The 18,717-nt window shown below is 39.6% G+C and carries 17 protein-coding genes; 4 read left to right on the forward strand and 13 right to left on the reverse strand.

Annotated features, from left to right (window positions below; genetic code table 11):
• Positions 1-27 precede the first annotated feature (27 nt).
• From ilvN to J2S10_RS18480, 10 genes are all read right to left on the reverse strand, one after another.
• On the reverse strand, positions 28-549 hold the full coding sequence (ilvN, locus tag J2S10_RS18435; RefSeq protein WP_307410471.1) for an acetolactate synthase small subunit: 522 nt from the start codon (positions 547-549) through the stop codon (positions 28-30).
• Positions 546-2,270, reverse strand: a complete 1,725-nt coding sequence (gene ilvB, locus J2S10_RS18440; RefSeq protein WP_307410474.1) for an acetolactate synthase large subunit — start codon at positions 2,268-2,270, stop codon at positions 546-548. Before ilvB ends, ilvN begins: the two co-directional genes overlap by 4 nt.
• 456 nt (positions 2,271-2,726) lie before the next feature.
• Positions 2,727-4,394 (reverse strand): dihydroxy-acid dehydratase, encoded by a 1,668-nt coding sequence (gene ilvD / locus J2S10_RS18445; RefSeq protein WP_307410477.1) that lies wholly within the window; start codon positions 4,392-4,394, stop codon positions 2,727-2,729.
• 11 nt (positions 4,395-4,405) lie between these two features.
• Positions 4,406-5,314 (reverse strand): branched-chain-amino-acid transaminase, encoded by a 909-nt coding sequence (gene ilvE / locus J2S10_RS18450; protein ID WP_307410952.1) that lies wholly within the window; start codon positions 5,312-5,314, stop codon positions 4,406-4,408.
• A gap of 402 nt (positions 5,315-5,716) precedes the next feature.
• Entirely contained in the window at positions 5,717-6,451 is a 735-nt protein-coding gene (locus tag J2S10_RS18455) for an exonuclease domain-containing protein (RefSeq protein ID WP_307410480.1), read from the reverse strand.
• Position 6,452: 1 nt separating this feature from the next.
• Positions 6,453-7,409: a DUF294 nucleotidyltransferase-like domain-containing protein gene (locus J2S10_RS18460; protein ID WP_307410482.1), complete on the reverse strand. Its 957-nt coding sequence runs from the start codon at positions 7,407-7,409 to the stop codon at positions 6,453-6,455.
• A 92-nt stretch (positions 7,410-7,501) separates the two neighbouring features.
• Complete coding sequence (locus J2S10_RS18465; protein WP_307410485.1) at positions 7,502-8,761, reverse strand: ammonium transporter; 1,260 nt, start codon at positions 8,759-8,761, stop codon at positions 7,502-7,504.
• A 239-nt stretch (positions 8,762-9,000) separates the two neighbouring features.
• On the reverse strand, positions 9,001-9,162 hold the full coding sequence (locus J2S10_RS18470) for a Fur-regulated basic protein FbpA (RefSeq protein ID WP_307410487.1): 162 nt from the start codon (positions 9,160-9,162) through the stop codon (positions 9,001-9,003).
• A gap of 13 nt (positions 9,163-9,175) precedes the next feature.
• Positions 9,176-9,313, reverse strand: a complete 138-nt coding sequence (locus J2S10_RS18475) for a hypothetical protein (RefSeq protein WP_307410490.1) — start codon at positions 9,311-9,313, stop codon at positions 9,176-9,178.
• Positions 9,314-9,478: 165 nt separating this feature from the next.
• Positions 9,479-9,808 (reverse strand): MerR family transcriptional regulator, encoded by a 330-nt coding sequence (locus J2S10_RS18480; protein ID WP_307410493.1) that lies wholly within the window; start codon positions 9,806-9,808, stop codon positions 9,479-9,481.
• Positions 9,809-10,419: 611 nt separating this feature from the next.
• Here J2S10_RS18480 and J2S10_RS18485 point away from each other — a divergent pair.
• From J2S10_RS18485 to J2S10_RS18495, 3 genes are all read left to right on the forward strand, one after another.
• Positions 10,420-11,232: a basic amino acid ABC transporter substrate-binding protein gene (locus J2S10_RS18485; protein WP_307410495.1), complete on the forward strand. Its 813-nt coding sequence runs from the start codon at positions 10,420-10,422 to the stop codon at positions 11,230-11,232.
• A 124-nt stretch (positions 11,233-11,356) separates the two neighbouring features.
• Positions 11,357-12,013, forward strand: coding sequence for an amino acid ABC transporter permease (locus tag J2S10_RS18490; protein ID WP_307410498.1), 657 nt, complete (start codon positions 11,357-11,359; stop codon positions 12,011-12,013).
• Positions 12,010-12,732 carry an amino acid ABC transporter ATP-binding protein gene (locus J2S10_RS18495; protein ID WP_307410501.1) on the forward strand — a complete coding sequence of 241 codons (723 nt, stop codon included), beginning with the start codon at positions 12,010-12,012 and terminating at the stop codon, positions 12,730-12,732. Before J2S10_RS18490 ends, J2S10_RS18495 begins: the two co-directional genes overlap by 4 nt.
• Before the next feature lie 39 nt (positions 12,733-12,771).
• Here J2S10_RS18495 and J2S10_RS18500 read toward each other — a convergent pair whose 3' ends face one another.
• Positions 12,772-13,533, reverse strand: a complete 762-nt coding sequence (locus J2S10_RS18500; protein WP_307410504.1) for a LysM peptidoglycan-binding domain-containing protein — start codon at positions 13,531-13,533, stop codon at positions 12,772-12,774.
• A gap of 147 nt (positions 13,534-13,680) precedes the next feature.
• Positions 13,681-14,202 carry a hypothetical protein gene (locus J2S10_RS18505; protein WP_307410505.1) on the reverse strand — a complete coding sequence of 174 codons (522 nt, stop codon included), beginning with the start codon at positions 14,200-14,202 and terminating at the stop codon, positions 13,681-13,683.
• Between the two features lie 450 nt (positions 14,203-14,652).
• On the opposite strand from J2S10_RS18505, the gene J2S10_RS18510 reads away from it, so the two are divergent.
• Positions 14,653-17,403 carry a dynamin family protein gene (locus J2S10_RS18510; RefSeq protein WP_307410508.1) on the forward strand — a complete coding sequence of 917 codons (2,751 nt, stop codon included), beginning with the start codon at positions 14,653-14,655 and terminating at the stop codon, positions 17,401-17,403.
• A 222-nt stretch (positions 17,404-17,625) separates the two neighbouring features.
• Here the strand turns inward: J2S10_RS18510 and J2S10_RS18515 are convergent, their stop codons facing one another.
• Positions 17,626-18,588: a D-2-hydroxyacid dehydrogenase gene (locus J2S10_RS18515; RefSeq protein ID WP_307410511.1), complete on the reverse strand. Its 963-nt coding sequence runs from the start codon at positions 18,586-18,588 to the stop codon at positions 17,626-17,628.
• Positions 18,589-18,717: the final 129 nt, after the last annotated feature.

Below are 18,717 nucleotides of genomic sequence, written 5' to 3' on the forward strand. Positions count from 1 at the left end.
TATCGATCATCCTTTCAAGGTAAATTATTATTTTAATAGGGAGTAATTAGTTAGTTCGTTTACTTGCGGCTGATGCCCTCGTAAGAAGGCTGTCAGCCCTGTTCTGGCAATCTCTTTTATTCCATAAGGGCGAAGCAATTCAATCAATGCATCGATTTTTTCAGGTCGTCCGGTAATCTGGACTGCAAGACTATCTTTACTTACATCAATAACCAAGGCCCGGAAGGGGTCGATGATACCGTTGATCTCACTCCGCAGCTGACTGGTGCTGGCTACTTTAATAAGTGCGAGTTCTCTGGCAACAATTGCCTTATCGGTAATATCGGAAACTTTTAAAACATCAATCTGTTTGTGTAGCTGCTTTGTCACTTGTTCAAGCCGTTGCTCGTCTTCCACATCAATAACCAGGGTCATTTTGGAAATGCCTTCTGTTTCGGTTTGCCCGACGGAAATACTTTCGATATTAAACTGTCTTCTTTGCAGTAAACTAGTGACGCGATTTAAAACACCGCTTCGATTTTGAACAGTTGCTGTGATTATTCGTTTCATGGTTTCACCCCAATCATTTCATGCAGTCCTTTGCCCGGGGCAATCATTGGGTAGACATTTTCCAGTTGAATCACTCGGCAGTCAACAAGGACCGGGCCGTCATAGGCGAAAATTTCCGGAAGAGTTGTAATCAACTCCTCAGGAGTGTTGATTCTAAACCCTTTGATTCCATAGCTGTCTGCAAGTTTTACAAAATCCGGATGAGACATTAACAGGGACTCAGAATAACGTTCATCATAAAAAGCTTCCTGCCATTGGCGAACCATTCCAAGTGCACCATTATTGACGATAATTACTTTGACAGGTAAATTTCTTTCATAAATAATCGAAAGCTCCTGAAGGGTCATTTGGAATCCTGCGTCACCGACGATTGCGACAACGGTACTTTCCGGTGAAGCGATTTGGGCACCGATGGCAGCAGGGAAGCCAAAGCCCATTGTTCCAAGTCCGCCTGATGTAATCCAGCGATCCGGTTCATTAAATGTGTAATATTGTGCTGCCCACATTTGGTGCTGCCCGACGTCTGTTGCTACAATCGCGTCACCGCTTGTCACCTTATGAATCGATTCAATAAGCCATTGCGGGCAAATTTCCTGTTGGTTATGTTTATACCAAAGCGGGAATTGCTGTTTATATTCCTTAAGCTTTTCGGCCCAGGCTTGTTGTTCCGGAGAATCTCCGTCCAGGTTTAGAAGCTCGAGTAATGCTTCCTTTGAATCAGAAACAATTGGAATATCCGTCGGTACGTTTTTCCCAATTTCCGCAGGATCGATGTCAATATGAGCTACTTTAGCATGTGGGGCAAAGTGCTTAAGATTTCCAGTTAATCGGTCATCGAAGCGGGCGCCAATATTGATAAGCAAATCACATTCATATAAAGCCATATTCGCAACATAGGTTCCATGCATGCCGCCCATTCCTAATGAAAGGGGATGATTAGCAGGAAAAGTTCCAATTCCTAACAAGGTAGTGACCACGGGAAGCTGATGTTTTTCCGCAAAATCCTTGAATTCAGCAGCCGCTTTTCCGTGGAGGATACCTGCACCGGCAAGAATGACAGGCCTTTTTGCTTTGCCAATTGCATCTGTCAGCTTTTTAATTTGTAACGGGTTTGGCTTAATCGTCGGCTGATAGCCCGGCAATTGCAAGCTGACATCTTTAGGTTCTTCTTGAACAATTCCAGATGAGATGTCTTTGGGAATATCGACTACGACAGGTCCCGGCCGGCCTGTAGATGCAATATGAAAAGCTTCCTTGATGATTCTTGGTAAATCCTCTATCGATTGCACTTGATAATTGTGCTTTGTAATCGGAGTCGTGATTCCCATGATATCAGCTTCCTGAAAAGCATCGCTTCCGATGACACTGCGTGCTACCTGTCCGGTTAAAACGACAAGAGGTAAGGAATCCATCATTGCATCTGTAATTCCGGTAACCAGGTTGGTTGCCCCGGGACCGGATGTCCCGATAACAACTCCGGGTTTCCCGGTAATTCGGGCATAGCCTTCTGCAGCATGGATAGAGCCTTGCTCGTGACGGAAGAGGATGTGCTTTATAGATCCTTGTGCCCGATGAATAGAATCGTAAATCGGGAGGACAGCACCACCCGGATACCCGAAAATTGTATCAACCCCTTCTTTTATTAATAATTCGAGAAGAAGGTCTCCACCTGTTTTGGGGGCGGTACTGGCTTGGAATTCCAGTTTTGCTTCTGCTTTCACGTCGTAATCCCTCCTTAAGGGTATTAAAATTTGTAGATATCTTTATAACATAGTAAAAAAGGCCCTATTCTCTCCGAATAAACTGCAGCGAATAAACTACTACGCAGAATAATCGGGGAGAAAAGGCCTTTCTCTTCTCGGTACCACCCGGATTTACAGTATCCTCACGAATACTGCCTTATGAAGCGACTTAAATAAAGAGATCGCTTCTTTTGGTAACAGGTGATCCATGCTTAGACCACCTGATTGAGCCTACTAAAGTTAAGTCTGTTCAGCTCAACACTCAGGGATGATGTCAGAATAAGTTGTATTACTGGGCTTCCAGCAACCCCAGCTCTCTGAAAATACTAAATCTTATTCCTTTATTCCCGTCATCGATTTTGATATTCCATTGTCAATGGTTAACGCTTTTAGTACCTTTACTTCTTTAAGAAGGGGAGGGGTACCAGTAGATCCCTATATTTTCATGATTCCGCCTGTGTTGGCAGAAGTAACGAGTTTTGCATATTTTGCCAGATAGCCTGATTTGATTTTCGGCTCAGGCTTTTGCCATGCCTGACGTCTTTCGGCTAAAACTTCATCATCAACGATAAGTTCCATGGAACGTGCTTCTAGATCGATTAAAATTTTATCACCATTTTGCACGAAAGCGATTGGTCCGCCTTCAGCTGCTTCAGGTGAAATATGGCCGATAGAAATACCGCGGCTGGCACCGGAGAAGCGTCCATCAGTGATCAGCGCAACTTCTTTACCTAATCCACGACCCATAATAGCGGATGTTGGAGCAAGCATTTCCGGCATTCCCGGGCCGCCTTTTGGCCCTTCGTAACGGATGACAACTACATGCCCCGCCTTTACAGTACCATTGTTAATATTTTCTTGTGCTTCCTCTTGGGATTCAAAAACAATTGCTTCCCCAAGGAAGGTTTTAATGGATGGATCAACGGCACCAACCTTGATAACAGCGCCATCCGGAGCAAGGTTTCCATATAGAATGGAAAGACCGCCAACAGGACTGTATGGATTTTCTTTTGGTCGGATGACCGTTTCATCAAGTATTTTTGCCTCTTTAACATTTTCTGCTAAAGTTTTTCCTGTAATTGAAAGGCACTCTTTATGAAGCACGCCTTCAATCTGACATAGTTCGTTAAGGATTGCACTTACACCGCCTGCACGATGAACATCTGACATCGAATAGTCGGATGCAGGCATAATTTTTGCCAGATACGGAACTTTTTCAGCAATTTTGTTGATATCCCGCAGATCGTATTCAATACCGGCTTCATGAGCGATAGCCAAGGTATGTAATACCGTATTTGTTGAGCCGCCCATGGCCATATCAAGGGCAAATGCATTATCAATTGCTTCTCTTGTAATAATGTCGCGTGGGCGAATATCCTGTTTCACTAATTCGATTAAGTGTTTTGCGGCTTGGCGAATGAGCTCATGCCTTTCATCAGAAGTTGCGACGATTGTTCCGTTGCCGGGAACGGTCATTCCCAGTACTTCCATAAGACAGTTCATTGAGTTCGCTGTAAACATTCCCGAACATGAACCACATGTTGGGCAAGCCTGAGTTTCAATCTCAAGCAGCTGCTCCTGACTCATTGATCCACTATGGTAAGCCCCTACACCCTCAAAAACAGAAGTGAGGGAGAGGTTTTTCCCTGATGAAGAGACACCCGCTTCCATTGGACCACCTGAAACAAATACGGAAGGGACGTTGGTTCTGGCAGCTGCCATCAGCATTCCCGGCGTAATTTTGTCACAGTTTGGAATGTAGAAAACTCCGTCGAACCAATGGGCATTGATGACTGTTTCAGCACTATCGGCGATGATTTCACGGCTTGGAAGGGAATAGCGCATTCCGATATGACCCATGGCAATTCCATCATCAACACCGATTGTATTAAATTCAAAAGGTATGCCGCCGGCTTCCCGGATGGCTTCTTTCACGATTTCACCGAAATGATTAAGGTGTTTGTGTCCTGGGATAATGTCAATATATGAGTTACATACACCGATAAACGGCTTTTCTAAGTCACTCACCTTTACCCCTGTTGCGTATAAAAGACTGCGATGGGGAGCACGATCGATCCCTTTTTTAATCATATCGCTGCGCATTTTAGCGCCTCCTAACTGACGATTGCATGGTTTGTAGCGGAAGGGTAACAAGCTACCCCGTCTGTTGTAACGATTCGTCTAAATTCTTCTAACAATTCGTTTGTTACTTCACCGGGCACGCCATCTTTAATTTTGCGGCCATCTACTTCAACAACGGCAATGACTTCTACTGCGGTTCCAGTTAAGAACACTTCATCCGCAACATAAACATCATGTCTGGTAAATGGAGATTCTTTGACCTCGAATCCTTTTGCTTTCGCAACATCAAGGATGGCATTTCGGGTAATTCCTTCTAAAGCCCCTAAATAAACAGGAGGGGTATAAATAACTCCATTTTTTACAATGAAGATATTGTCAGCAGAACCTTCAGTAACATATCCTTGATCATTCAGCATTAATGCTTCCTGAACCCCGGCTTGGTTGGCTTCCAGTTTTACGAGGATATTATTTAAATAATTAAGCGATTTAATCTGAGGGCTAAGGACATCAGGCCGATTCCTTCTGCTTGCAACCGAAGCAATCTTAATGCCCTGTTCATAAAACTCTTTAGGAAACATCGATAATTCCTCAGCGATAATAATCACATTTGGATTCGAGCAAGAGGAAGGATCTAATCCGAGATTTCCTTTACCACGGGATACAACGACACGAATATAGGCGCTTTCTAGCTGATTTTTTTTGATGGTCTCAACGATCAATTGAGTCATTTCTTCGTGTGTATAAGGAATCTTTAGCATAATGGATTGTGCTGATTCATAAAGCCTTTTCAGGTGGGCATCGAGTCTGAAGACGTTACCGCTGTAAACGCGAATGCCTTCAAATACTCCATCACCATATAAAAAGCCATGATCAAAAACTGATACTACAGCATCCTCTTTCTTGACGAACTCTCCGCCAAGGAATATCCATTGACTTCCCAACATAACCACTCCTCTTTAGTGATAAACCGCTTTAAATGGGTAAAAATTGTTTGTAAAAGAATTGCCTTGCCTCATCCTGTTTAACAATGGATGAATAAAGGCGATGTTTAATTACAATGTTTTATTGTCAGTAATCATACAACCAATCGAAAACATGGTCAATATAAAAATCAGATAATTCAAAACAATCAAAAATTATGGTAGCGTTTTCATTCTTGTCATACTAAGGTTAAAGCGAAGAAAAAAAATTTTTATTTTTTCAAAAAAATATTTTTGAGGACAGCTTGAGGGGATAAAAAGAGGAAAAAGGGAGAAATAGTTTGATAGGAAAAAGTTGTCATAAAAGTTACTATTACTACGGACCCTTACCGTTTTTTTATTACTTTCTTTGCATATTTACTACTATTTTAAATGGGCAAGATATTCATATACTTCACGTAGATTTTTAAACCCCATTGTCAGTGCTTTTTGTAAATAGCAGCTCCAGATAGATGCTGTCATGACCGCATCTCCCAAAGCGTGGTGCCGGTCTTTGATTTCTATCCCGCATTCCTCGCAAATCTCTTCAAGCGGGAGCGATCTCTTAGTAGGGTTCGAAAGCCGAATTAAAAAGGATGTATCGATGATTCGATGCTCAAATCTGGTACGCATGATATCCCAAGTCATCCTTTGCATAAAAGATTGCTCATGTTTGGCATGATGGGCAACAAGTATATCACTATGAACATACTTGAAAAATTGTATTAAAACTTCCTTAGCTTCAGGAGCCGTGCGCAATTGTTCCTCTTGAATATTGGTTAACGATGAAATAGCATCGGAAAGAGGGAGTTCGGAATGGATGAGGGAATAAAATGTGTCATCAATATGAACCTGATGCCCCGTCATTTTAATTGCTCCTATGGAGAGTACTTGATCTCCTTTTTCCGGATAGAAACCGGTGGTCTCTATATCAAATACGACTACTCTTAATTCGTTAAGAGGGGAATCTAAGACGTCCTTTTCTTTCATTTCCTTTTGCAGCTGCCTCATAAAAGAGATTTGCTGTAGATTGGATTGTCCTCCAACACCGGCATAAATATTGGAGCCGATTTTTCCATACATTTGTCGAAGAAATTGAATCATTTCAATCATTCCCATCTTAATGCCTCTTTACAATTTTCTTAATAACGTAATGATAAAGGGCAGCTCCATTTTTGATGATGTCTTTTATTTCTTTTTTTTGCTCTTTTGTTAAAAGGTCAATCTGCAAATAATGGCCTGATTCATAGTCTGTGTGGTTTCCAAATTTCAATCGGTAGTGTAATAGTTTAAGAAACATGGTTTTATATAATTCTTTGTCCTGAACATGTAGGTTATCGAGCCTGGAAAGGGTAGAGGTATCCATCAATTTCTCTTGAACGGCCAAAAGCCTAATCGCATTTACATAAGGGAAAAGAGCGATATCCTTAATGTTTAGTGAACCTGTATGGACCCCGTGTGTTTCCGTTAAAATTTGGCCCAACACGCCTATCCCCTTTTTAAGATGAAGTGTATTTTCGAGGAATCTGGGCAGAAGTTGTTTTTTGTGAACTGTTTGATAGATGGATGTTTTTAAATTCTCTACCAATCGCTGCTCCCCTGTAACAGCCCGTGCATCAATCAAAATTAACAAATGCCGAATCGATTCCCATGAGGACTCCTCGGTCCATTCCATAATCTGCTGTTCCCATTCGAATAATGATTTGCACCATAGAGGATTACAGGACATTACACCGCCATCGCAGTATTTATAGCCGGCTTGATGCAAGCCATCAGAAATCTCTTTTCCTAATGCTAAAAAATAGACTTTTGCCACATCATTTTTGTCTTCATAGATGATTCCATGATCTTGATCACTCCAAACCGATTGTTCATAACGACCCGCACTGCCCATAACAAAAAATGAAAATAGGGAAGGGGGTGGACCAAACGCGTCGGTCATTTGATAAAGCGCAGTGTTTAAAACTTGCAAAAGTATATCCTCATGAACTTGATTTAGTTTAAAGTGATCGCCGGAGGCATCCTTCATTTGGGATTCTCTGTATTTCCTAATTTCTGAGAAGGTGCGGTATTCCATTCTTACCCTCCTTTCCGGAAAAATCCAAAGGGCGGTGCAATCCCCGATGTATATTTACAGGGATTGACCACCGCTCATTAAAAGTATTGTTATTAGGCTTTCAGTTTTTGTTCAACCTCTAATAATTCAGGGTAACCATAGCTGCCATGTTCACTCATATCAAGTCCAATGATTTCTTCTTCCTCAGTAACACGCAATCCATTCATGACAGCTTTCATTATCACTAAAATGATATAAGATACAATAAATGCGAAAGCGGCACAAGTAAAGACTCCCATTGCCTGAACTCCTAACTGATGAAAACCGCCGCCATAAAATAAACCGGGTTTACCGACAGTCGCTAATTCTTTCGTTGCGAAAAAGCCATTTGATAATGTCCCCCAAACCCCTGCAGTTCCGTGTACAGATAGAGCTGCAATTGGATCATCAATTTTTCTGTTCTCAAAGAAACGAATACTATAAAATACAAGGATACCTGCGATAAAACCGATTACGACAGCAGCCCATGTATCTACAAAACCGCAGGATGCCGTAATTGCTACTAAGCCTGCTAATGCACCATTTAACATCATCGGTACGTCTGCTTTGCCCATGACCATCCAGGAAACAATCATAGCGGCAACGGTGCCGGCAGCTGCTCCCAGGTTGGTATTAAGGGCAACAAATCCAAAGAATGCTTTATCAGCGGATAATGTACTGCCGGCATTGAAGCCAAACCATCCGACCCATAAAAGCAACACGCTTAATGCTGTGAAGACTTGGTTATGGCCGGCGATATTATTAGCTGAACCATCCTTATTATATTTTCCAATCCGAGGTTTTAATATAATTGTTGCTGCAAGTGCTGCCATAGCTCCAGTTAAATGAACAACGGTTGAGCCGGCAAAATCCTGCTTTCCATGCGCTGCTAACCAGCCGCCTCCCCAAATCCAATGGGCGATAAAAGGATAGACAAATATTGAAAAAAGTACAGCAAACACGAGATATGCAGCTAATTTTGCCCGTTCGGCAAAGCCGCCGAATGCAATGGTTAAGGAAATACCCGCAAAGGCTAATTGAAATAAAAAGAAAACAGATCCAGATAGGGATAAACCTTTAATTTCATATCCTGAATAGAAAAAATTGGAAAAACCTATAATTGCATTTCCTTTTCCAAAGGCTAAACCGTATCCGACTGCCCAAAACACGATGGAACCGATGCTAAAAGTAAGGATCGTTTTACCTGCGATATGTCCTGCATTCTTCATTCGAGTCGAACCGGTTTCGAGTAGAATGAAACCTCCGATCATCAGAATAACGAGGACTGCTCCGACCATTACCCATAGACTGTTCAATAAAAATGTAGTATTCATCATTTTGCCTCCTTTAATGTATGTTAATTTTTTTAACATTCTCTGTAGTTGTATTTTTACATGGATGTGAGATGGAATCCATATTCTTGTCAGAAAACCTCACATGGTTTCTGAGTCTGCTTTGTAATGATGGGGTTGAACAAAGAGTTAGCTCAACAGGAAAAGCCGCACTGCCAATTTGGTAGTGCGGCCTCATATGGGTGGCTGATTAATAAAGGTATTCATTTGAGATGAGGAGATTATTTTTTTGGGGTACATTCTTTCTTAACGATACTCTTCAATTCACTTAAGGTAAAAGAGTGTAGTTCCTTGTCGGAAGTATGATATATTCCGGATGCTACCAGCTTATTGATATAAAACTGTTTTAGGCTTTCCATTCCTCTCCGTAATTGATTAGGCATTTATTCTCCCTCCTTAACTATTTTGGAGTTTGCGTAAAAGTTCGTGAGCTCTTGGGCCGAGGATGATCATTAGCTCTTCATACAATTCATCTCTTAATTTATCTAATTGCAGGATTGTTTCAGCTAATTTAACCGCGTTTGGTCTATTCATTTAATTTCTCCCTCTCCATCGTTTATATGTAAAAGATAGCTGAGGATTTCGATTTTGTCAGAGAGTTTGTTAGGGAAATTAACAAGATTTTTAATTAAAAGACTAACAAAAAGAGGTTGCCTCAAAAATCACTTTTTGAGACAATCTCTTTAAATTAACATAAACTTATTGCCGCTTCCGAAATCCAAATTGAGCATTGAGCTGTCCTTGGATCATTTTCCTGCGAATGTCCTCTTGGTTTTGTTTCTTCTCCTCCCGGAGCATTTCTTTTCTGATTTCATGTGTCTGAAGGCCATCTTCGATTTTATTGGCGATATCCATCAATAATTCAACATCTGCAAAGGAGTATTTACGGGAACCCCCAGGGGATCTTTCGGGGAAAATCAGTTTCCTTTCTTCGTAATAACGTATTTGTCTTTCGGATAGTCCGGTTAAATCCCTTACAATCCCAATCGTTATAACCTTCTTATCTTTATAAGACAAATCTTTACTCATTTAATCTCTCACCACACTAACCTCGTTTACTGTAGTTTATTAAAAATTTTTAAAATTACAACATTTTATGTTAGATTTTCTCACATAAAAAATAATTTTGGAAATATAATGCTTTGTTTTAAAGGGGGAATTTTAATTGAAATATTGGTAGTGAGTTTAGACTAGGTATTGAATAATATAAAAAAGCAACGTTAAAGAACGCTGCTTTTTTCGTAATTAATTAATTAATATTCACTAACGTTCTGCCCCGTACCTCAGCTTTTAAAATAGAGGATAAATAAAAAGGCAATTGGTCTAATGTTACTTCTTTATTAATCGTTTCTAATAGAATATTCACTGTAGCCGCCGTAGTGACAGATTAGATTACAAGGCATTTTTTTATTTCGAAAATAATATTGCTAAAAAACAGAATATTCAGTAGAATAATAAAGTGTTATACTAAAAGTTATTTTTTACTATATTTGGATTATTAATTTATTCTACTAAAGTAGTAAAACATTAAAGTTTAGTATTGAATAAATAAACATTCGAATGTATAATCATAAATGTTACAAAAATAATAATTGTTTTCGAACATTGCTATTATAAAAAAATAATTGGAGGTCAAAAAAATGAAGATGTTTAAAATTTTATCAACAGTTTTCGTTTTTTCTTTACTTTTTATTCTGGCAGCATGCGGAACAAGTCAAACAAGCGGCAGCACAAAGAGTGATGCTAAGAAAACTCTTAGAGTTGTGACAGATGCCGCATATGCACCATTTGAATACCAGGATAAAGGCGAAGTAGTCGGTTTTGATATTGATTTTATCAAGGCTGTTGCAAAGGAAGCAGGCTACAATGTGAAGGTTGATAACGTTGGATGGGATCCTTTGTTTGTAGAAATTAAAGGCAAGACAGCAGATATCGGACTATCTGCTATCACAATTAACGATGAACGAAAACAGACCTATGATTTCTCCACTCCATACTTTTTATCTAAAAACGAAATTCTAGTGCCAAAGAATAGTGATATTAAGAATGCACAGGATTTAAAAGGGAAGACCGTCGCAGTTCAAAACGGTACAACCGGTCAGGATGCAGTTGAGGCACTGCTAGGGAAAAACAGTGATAAACTTAAAAAATTTGAAAATAATAACCTGGCAATTATGGAGCTAAAAAGCGGCGGAGCTAATGCTGTAGTTGCAGATAACACGGTAGTCGAGCAATATGTAAAAAATAATCCGCAGGACAATTTAAAAGTTATTGAGGACGATACAGCCTTTAATAAAGAATTTTATGGTTTAATGTTTGCAAAAGGAAGTACGCTTAAAGCTGATTTTGATAAGGCCATTACAAAAGTGCTGGATAACGGAACATATGCGAAGTTATACAAACAGTGGTTTAAAGTAGACCCTGATATAAAAATTCTAAAAGAACAGAAATAATCGGGCAAACATATTAAATTGCGTAACTCTAAATTAGCAGTTACGCAATTTTTTGATTCTAGCAAGAAAAATACTGCCTTATGTTATTGCTATAAGCGATTACAGCCTTGGAAGGGGATTCTAGATGGATTTTCGTTGGGATATTATAGCTGAATACTCTCCCTTTTTCTTAAAAGGGACTTTGCTGACAATTGGTCTATCCATTGCCAGTATTTTAATCGGAACAATACTTGGTTTATTAATTGGTTTAGGAAAAATGAGTAGTAAGAAACTCTTTTCCATGCCGTTTACTTGGTACATTGCTTTTTTCCGCGGGACACCATTTATGGTCCAAATTCTATTGATCCATTTTGCCGTTGTTCCGCTTTTTCTTGGTGAAACCAATGCAATTACGGCAGCGATTTTAAGTCTTTCATTAAATTCGGCAGCCTATATTGCAGAAATCTTCCGTGCCGGGATCCAATCAATCGACAAGGGTCAGATGGAAGCAGCCCGCTCATTAGGGATGACACATGTACAAGCCATGAAATTTGTTATTCTGCCGCAAGCTTTTAAACGGATGATTCCTGCGCTGGGAAATGAGTTTATTGTCCTCATTAAAGATTCATCCTTGGCAGCACTTATTGCGGCACCGGAGCTTATGTACTGGGGACGCGCGATGCAGGGACAGTATTACCGCGTTTGGGAGCCGTATCTTACGGCAGCTGCCATTTATCTAGTATTAACTCTTACCATGAGCTTCTTGTTAACTCGTCTTGAAAGAAGGTTGGCAACAGAATGATACATGTGAAAAATTTGAAAAAGACATTTGGACATAACGAGGTTCTAAAGGATATAAATGTTTCCGTTAAACCTCAAGAGGTAGTGGTAGTCATTGGACCATCCGGTTCAGGAAAATCGACGTTTCTCCGTTGTATTAATTTACTTGAAACGATTACAAACGGTCATATTTATATTGAGGGAATCGATCTTGCAGATAAAAAAACCGATATCAATAAAGTAAGGACCGAAGTAGGAATGGTCTTTCAGCAATTTAACCTATTTCCTCATAAAACGGTTATTGAAAATATTATGCTCGCCCCAATGAAGGTGCGAAATGTTCCTGCAGAAAAAGCAAAAGCAAAAGGATTAGAGCTTTTAAGAAAAGTTGGTTTAGAGGATAAAGAAAATGCTTATCCTGATTCGCTATCAGGGGGGCAAAAGCAGCGGGTGGCAATTGCCAGAGCGCTTGCGATGGAACCAAAAATCATGCTGTTCGATGAACCGACTTCAGCACTGGACCCTGAAATGGTTGGCGAAGTGCTCGAAGTTATGAAGCAATTGGCAAAAGAGGGCATGACGATGATTGTCGTTACGCATGAAATGGGCTTTGCCAAAGAAGTAGGCGATCGCGTGATCTTTATGGATGGCGGTGTAGTTGTCGAAGAAAACGTCCCAAGTGAATTATTTGATCATCCAAAGGAAGATAGAACAAAATTATTTTTAAGTAAGGTTTTATAACTAGTTAAGGGGGAGGCTGTTACTGCTTCCCCTATTTTTTTAAAAGAGATGCGGAAACTGCTTGATAATTCCATTTGTAAAAGCATCGGCCATTTCTAACGCTTGCTTTTCAATTTCATCGTAGATGGCAACATCTGATGCGTAATCCTTTGTAATCATGTATACAGCTTCCGATTTGGTCAATCTTAAGTGGTGCTTCATCATCTCATTGACTGCATCCTTTGGCCAGTTAGCAGGATTGATTTTATTTAGGAAGTCAGCAATTTCGGCTGCGTTTGCATACCAACGTTTTTCTTCCATGTCGGCTCCCTTACTGTCACCTGCTGCTGCTGCTTTAACGAGCTGAGCAGCAATCACGAGATGATCTTTAATCAAGGCGGCAAATTTAGCTCCAATTTGTTCCCCGTAATACTTCTTGAAGGCAGCACCCATGTTAGTCGCATTTTGCAGGAGCCGTTTAATGACAAAGTCAACATCTGGTAATTTAAACGTAATACTAATAATTACCATGCGCGTCCAGGCGATATGCTCTTCCCAAAGAACGCGCATGAAGCTATTTAAATCAAGTTCCGCCTTACTGACACATCCTGGTCCACACTTTGTATGGTGAGTGGAGTGTCCGGGATGATGTGGGGCAATAGGTTTATGCTGACGAGCAGCAGGAATGGAAATGATTTGGCCAACAAAAAGATTATAGGGGCCAATGCTTGGATTAGCAGCAACAATTTCCTCCACAGTAGTGTGATACATTTGAGCAAGTGTCAATAAATTATCACCGGGTTGGAGTATATAAGTAATCATGCTTAAAAAATCGACTCCTTTACATCATTTCTATCAAAATATGATTAGGCTTCGACTTCGTTACATGTCCTAAAAAAGATAAAAAGAGATATCCTTAAGCTTGTTTTCTTAAGTCATCTCTTTATTAGCTCAATTGCGTACTGATATTCAACAGCCCCTTCCATTTTCAAAATCAAATACTTCAACAATTTGGTCAGCTTTCATTCTATTTTGGCAAAGCTTAAACAATTGGCTAATAAATGCTTCCACTTCAATAGAAGAGGAGGGGATCTTAATTTGTACAGTTGTCGTGCCAAACGTTTGTTTAAAATAGGCTTTCCGTTGATCGTTTTTCCCGTCCCGTTTTAAGGGATTGTACTTCCATACCAGATGGAAGATTCCATCAATTTCCTCAATTTGACGCATCTCCGCAATGGTTGTCGATTTATCATGGGCATAAATAACTAGGTAATAGTTTTCGTTCCGATGCCAATCAATAAATAAAAGATAGTAACCTATATCATGGTCAGGACGGGTGACTTCGTAGCCGGCCAGCGTTTTTTTTCCATTAGTCCATTGATGAAACTTAGGTAAGGTTCCGCCAACTGTTTTTAACTTATTAATTTCAAAAGAGGAACCGCTCCACTCTTCAAGATAATTACTTAAATAAATAGCTTGATCCTTTTCCACATTCGATTCTCCTTTGGTCTTTGATATTATTATACGTTGAAAAAGGAAAGTAAGGGAATCTAGTACCAATTGAACTAATTTTTATTTTTTCCCATCTTTAATAATGTTATAATTTGTTTATTGATTATTCCGAAAAATCTTTTATAGGGGGGCATGCAAAGTTGAACTTTTACAAAGAAGATTTGCAATTTCAAGCCTTATTAAAAGAATTATTAGATCCAACCTGTGCTAAAAGCGTCCGGCGACTAGTGTACTTCGATTAACGGGCGCTTCAGCTTTATTTCTTTTGTCTTCAAATTGAAACACAACTGTCATCTATTTAAAAAAATCGTTTGTTAGAATTGTATAATTGGGACTAATAAATTGATCTTTGAACGAATAGTATGAGGAATAATTATGCCTCTTTTCCATATGAATGTCATAGAAGTGCTTGTTAATGGAGGGAAAGTTATGACGTTAGAGAAGCAACTAATACAAAAAACATATTATGAAATGTTCATAAATGAGCATGAAAACATTCATCCGATTCGTGTCCTTGGTGAAGCATCCCAAGAGGAACTTAAAAAAGATATGCCTGATTTATCGTTTATTCGTTTTGCTCAGGGGGAAGTGTATTTCCAAAACAAAGACTATGAAACAGCTATTTTTAAATGGGAAAACATCACAAATGAGCTCGAGCCATGGGCAAAGAAAAATATTGCTGATGCCTACTATGAATCGGGGCTGTTATCCAATGCGGAGGATTTCTATCTGGCCATTGAAACAGATCAACTTACATTAAACACAGAAGTGAATTTGCAGTTATTTTCACTTTATATCGAGCGTGGTAAGTTAGATGCGGCAGTAGCTGTCATCAAAAGCACCATTGTTTCAAATCCTGATTATCCGAATGTCACGCAAATTGCCCGCTGCTTTTTTGAAGATCGGCAGGATTGGAGCAATGCGATTGAACTGGCAGTGAATGAAGCAAAGCGAACCGGTTCACTGGAATGGTTTGAGACTATCAATACGTATGTTGAAAAAGGTGTAACAAAAAAGCTACACCCAAACTATTTTTCCCAAGCATTAATAGAATTATTCAGCCTTGATAGACAATTGTTTGAACGGCTTTGTTGTTCACTTTGGAACAGTTATAAACAGGAAGAGTCCTATTTTGCATGGTTAAGAGAAATCAATCATTTACTATTAAATCTCGATATTAGTAGGAATGATTATTGGCACGGTCTTTCAAGCCTTCATAAAGAAACATATTTCGGCTTAATTGATGGAAGATTCTTTATTAAAAAATTACAGGATCTCATTCCCGACCTCTTAACGAATTGGGTGCGATTAACGGACCCTGCTCAGACAGTTGTGGCATCTGCCGCTGCTTTATCCTGGAATGAACTTTTTCCGGCAAGCATTAGTATGTCCATTGTGAGTGAAGCTGAGGACCTAATCAGTCACACAGAAACGGAAATGGATGAACTTGAAGAGTGCTTGAGTCTTTTTGAAGCAATCTTGAAATGGGCACAGGCTCATGACATGGGCGAAAATAATCGCTTAAAATGGATTGTCCAACAATTAATCGATTTTGAAACACACCATCTTTTAATTACCGGGTTAAGCGGAAGCGGAAAGTCGACCTTTGTGAATGCAATTCTGGGCGAAGAAGTACAGGATAGCCCAACATCATCTGTCATTATGTTTAAAGATTTTGAGGAATTAACTATTACTGAAATCACTGATTACGAAACTGTAACGCTCCCAGATTTTTCGCAATTTCAAGCGAGACTTGACCGACGGCGGAATGCGCTGGAATCAATATTCGAATTCAAACGGCCCAATCCATTTTTATATGAAAACAGCCTGGCCCTTATTGATACGCCCGGGTTAAAGGGCAGTCAACAGGATCGATATGAGGTGCTGCAGCATCTACATACTGCAGATACGGTATTATTTGTCCTTGATGCCAATGCTCCGTTTACTGACAAGGAACGAGCAGTTCTTTCACAAATACAAGAGCTGGCACCTGCTATTCCTGTCCATTTTCTTTTGAATAAGATGGATACCATTGTCAATGAGCAGGAAGCGATTCAAATTTTTGATGAAACGAAAGCGGTCATAAACGGATATATGCCCGATGCCAAGGTGTTTGCTTTTTCTTCTCAGTACGAAAGCAGTCAGCAGCTAAGCGATTTTAAAGCGTTTGTTCAATCAATTAAAAACACTCGTAATTTAGAGGATAAACGTTTAGCAAAGTTATTATTCTTTATCCGTACAACCATAACGAACCTTTTACAAAAAAGGATTAGTGTCGAAAATCAACTGATCGAATCAGTACGTTGGAACGAAGAGTTGGTAATGAAGCTAACCGGTGCCCTAAACCAAGTGAATGATGCAAAGTCGCAAAAAACAACTGCCATCACAAAGTCGTATCGTGCAATAAGAGAAGCGATTCAAAATGAGATTTCTGAAACTGTGCCGAAGATGTTGCAGGAGTGTTCGGAGCTTATTACCGAAGACAGCAATTTTAGTAAAATTCATATTGAATTGAATGAAGAGATGAACAGAAAAATACAAGATTACTTGGAGAATTCGGTGTTGCCGAAATACTTCACTTCACTTCAGGGGTGGATCGTGAATTCCAAAGAAGAGTTCGAACAAAGCCGGCTATTTTTGGATGAGATGGCTGAAGGCTTTAACACCTTGTACGGGGAAGAGAGAATCAAGCTTGAATGTGACTTTAAAGTGCTGGGAGACTGGCGACGTGATACCGACCGGATGACAAACGGATTCCAGCTTGAAAATGTAAATATATTGCTGCGCAATACCCCATCACAATTTTTATTAAAAAGTGCGGGAAAACTATTTGGGGCTATACAAAACAAAGCGATGCTTTTTAATAAGTACAAATCATTTGTAAAAAATGAAGATTATTCTGAAGTAACCGCACTGGTTACCGAACGTTTCTTCAGGCAATTTGAACTGTTTGAAAAATCATTGGAACGGGATATTACCTTGTTTTTTAAATTTCCATTAGCTCTATTAAATCAAACGGCTGAGGGAGCACGTTCAGAAATTCGTACGAATAAAGAAATGCTCGATAAAATGAATACCAATCCTGAAATTTTCCGTGATCCGTTGACGCTGTTTGAAGTAAGACTGCGTCAGTTTGAATGGATGACTGTAGCAGGAAAAGGGATGCAGACGATTTATTAAATACTTTAAAAGGAAGATGCTTACGCATCTTCCTTTTAAAGTATAAGAAAGAAATTTTTGACTTCGAGAATTGTCTAGCACAAGGAGCCCAGCGGCTAGTGTACTTTGCTCTTCTCCCTACGATAAGTCAACATCGAATCGACTTCAGCTCCGTGTTTCCTTTATCTCAGTCGAAGCGCTCCAGTCCTGTCGTGCGCTAAATGGGTGCTTGCGCTTTTCTTATTAATACCCCTTTGAAAAATCAACCCGATTAATTGAAGGTTTTCCACTGGAAATATAATCCTTTAAGTTAGGGATTAAGATTGTTTCAATAACTCTCTTATCATAATGTTCTGTTGAGCCTGATGTGTGTGGTGTAACGATAACATTTTCCATTTCCCATAAAGGACTTTCTTTCGTTAAAGGTTCGGTTTCAAATACGTCAAGCCCCGCACCGGCAATTGTACCCTCTTTTAAAGCATTAACGAGGTCAGCTTCAACTACAATTTCCCCACGACCTATATTAATAAAAAAGGCAGATGACTTCATGTGTTGAAATTGTTCCGCGCCAAATAAATGATAGGTCTGCTGCGTAAGGGGCAATGTTATGACGACATAATCACATCTTGGAAGAAGAACGGGTAATTGGTTAGTGGTGTACATTTCATCAACACATTCTTCCGGTTTCCCGGAATGGCGGACTCCGATTACCTTCATCCCAAATGCTTTTGCAATTTTAGCCGTTTCTTTTCCTATTGCTCCAACACCAATAATTCCAACCGTCTTTTCATGTATTTCCAATCCCATGTTGGCATGATCCCAGACCATCGATAATTGGTTTCTTACATATGTATGGATTTTTCTCGTTAATCCAAGCATTAAAGCAAAGATGGTCTCTGAGATGGGATAGGCATGAACGCCATTTGCGCTGGTCAGGGCAATGTTTCTTAAAGCCAGTTCTTTAAGTGGTAAGGAATCTACCCCTGCACTCCAGGTTTGCAGCCACTTAAGTTTTGAATGTGGTGAGAGACAATCTTTTTCTAACCCTTTTTTCCAACCGGCAATGATTTCAGCATCGCGGATATGATCTTGCCAGATAGCTTTTTCTTTTCCAACCACTAGTTCCCAATCAGGGAGGATTTCCTTTATTTGCTTGTAGTAGTGTTGTTCCAGCTTATTGGTAATAACCATTTTTCTTTTAGACATATGATCCTCCATTCCGAAAATAGTGTTACATTAATTTCGTTTACCTAAAATAATGATAACGGATTTTATTAGGAATGATAACCATTTTTTCCCCCTCAGGTAAGGTTGGATAATATTGCTGATATAAAG

This window comes from Neobacillus ginsengisoli (assembly GCF_030813055.1).

Coding starts and splice junctions, on each gene's coding strand:
- ilvN (WP_307410471.1), bottom strand. CDS start 549: ATGAAACGAATAATCACAGCAACTGTTCAAAATCGAAGCGGTGTTTTA.
- ilvD (WP_307410477.1), bottom strand. CDS start 4,394: ATGCGCAGCGATATGATTAAAAAAGGGATCGATCGTGCTCCCCATCGC.
- J2S10_RS18455 (WP_307410480.1), bottom strand. CDS start 6,451: ATGGGAATGATTGAAATGATTCAATTTCTTCGACAAATGTATGGAAAA.
- J2S10_RS18460 (WP_307410482.1), bottom strand. CDS start 7,409: ATGGAATACCGCACCTTCTCAGAAATTAGGAAATACAGAGAATCCCAA.
- J2S10_RS18465 (WP_307410485.1), bottom strand. CDS start 8,761: ATGAATACTACATTTTTATTGAACAGTCTATGGGTAATGGTCGGAGCA.
- J2S10_RS18470 (WP_307410487.1), bottom strand. CDS start 9,162: ATGCCTAATCAATTACGGAGAGGAATGGAAAGCCTAAAACAGTTTTAT.
- J2S10_RS18475 (WP_307410490.1), bottom strand. CDS start 9,313: ATGAATAGACCAAACGCGGTTAAATTAGCTGAAACAATCCTGCAATTA.
- J2S10_RS18480 (WP_307410493.1), bottom strand. CDS start 9,808: ATGAGTAAAGATTTGTCTTATAAAGATAAGAAGGTTATAACGATTGGG.
- J2S10_RS18485 (WP_307410495.1), top strand. CDS start 10,420: ATGAAGATGTTTAAAATTTTATCAACAGTTTTCGTTTTTTCTTTACTT.
- J2S10_RS18490 (WP_307410498.1), top strand. CDS start 11,357: ATGGATTTTCGTTGGGATATTATAGCTGAATACTCTCCCTTTTTCTTA.
- J2S10_RS18495 (WP_307410501.1), top strand. CDS start 12,010: ATGATACATGTGAAAAATTTGAAAAAGACATTTGGACATAACGAGGTT.
- J2S10_RS18500 (WP_307410504.1), bottom strand. CDS start 13,533: ATGATTACTTATATACTCCAACCCGGTGATAATTTATTGACACTTGCT.
- J2S10_RS18510 (WP_307410508.1), top strand. CDS start 14,653: ATGACGTTAGAGAAGCAACTAATACAAAAAACATATTATGAAATGTTC.
- J2S10_RS18515 (WP_307410511.1), bottom strand. CDS start 18,588: ATGTCTAAAAGAAAAATGGTTATTACCAATAAGCTGGAACAACACTAC.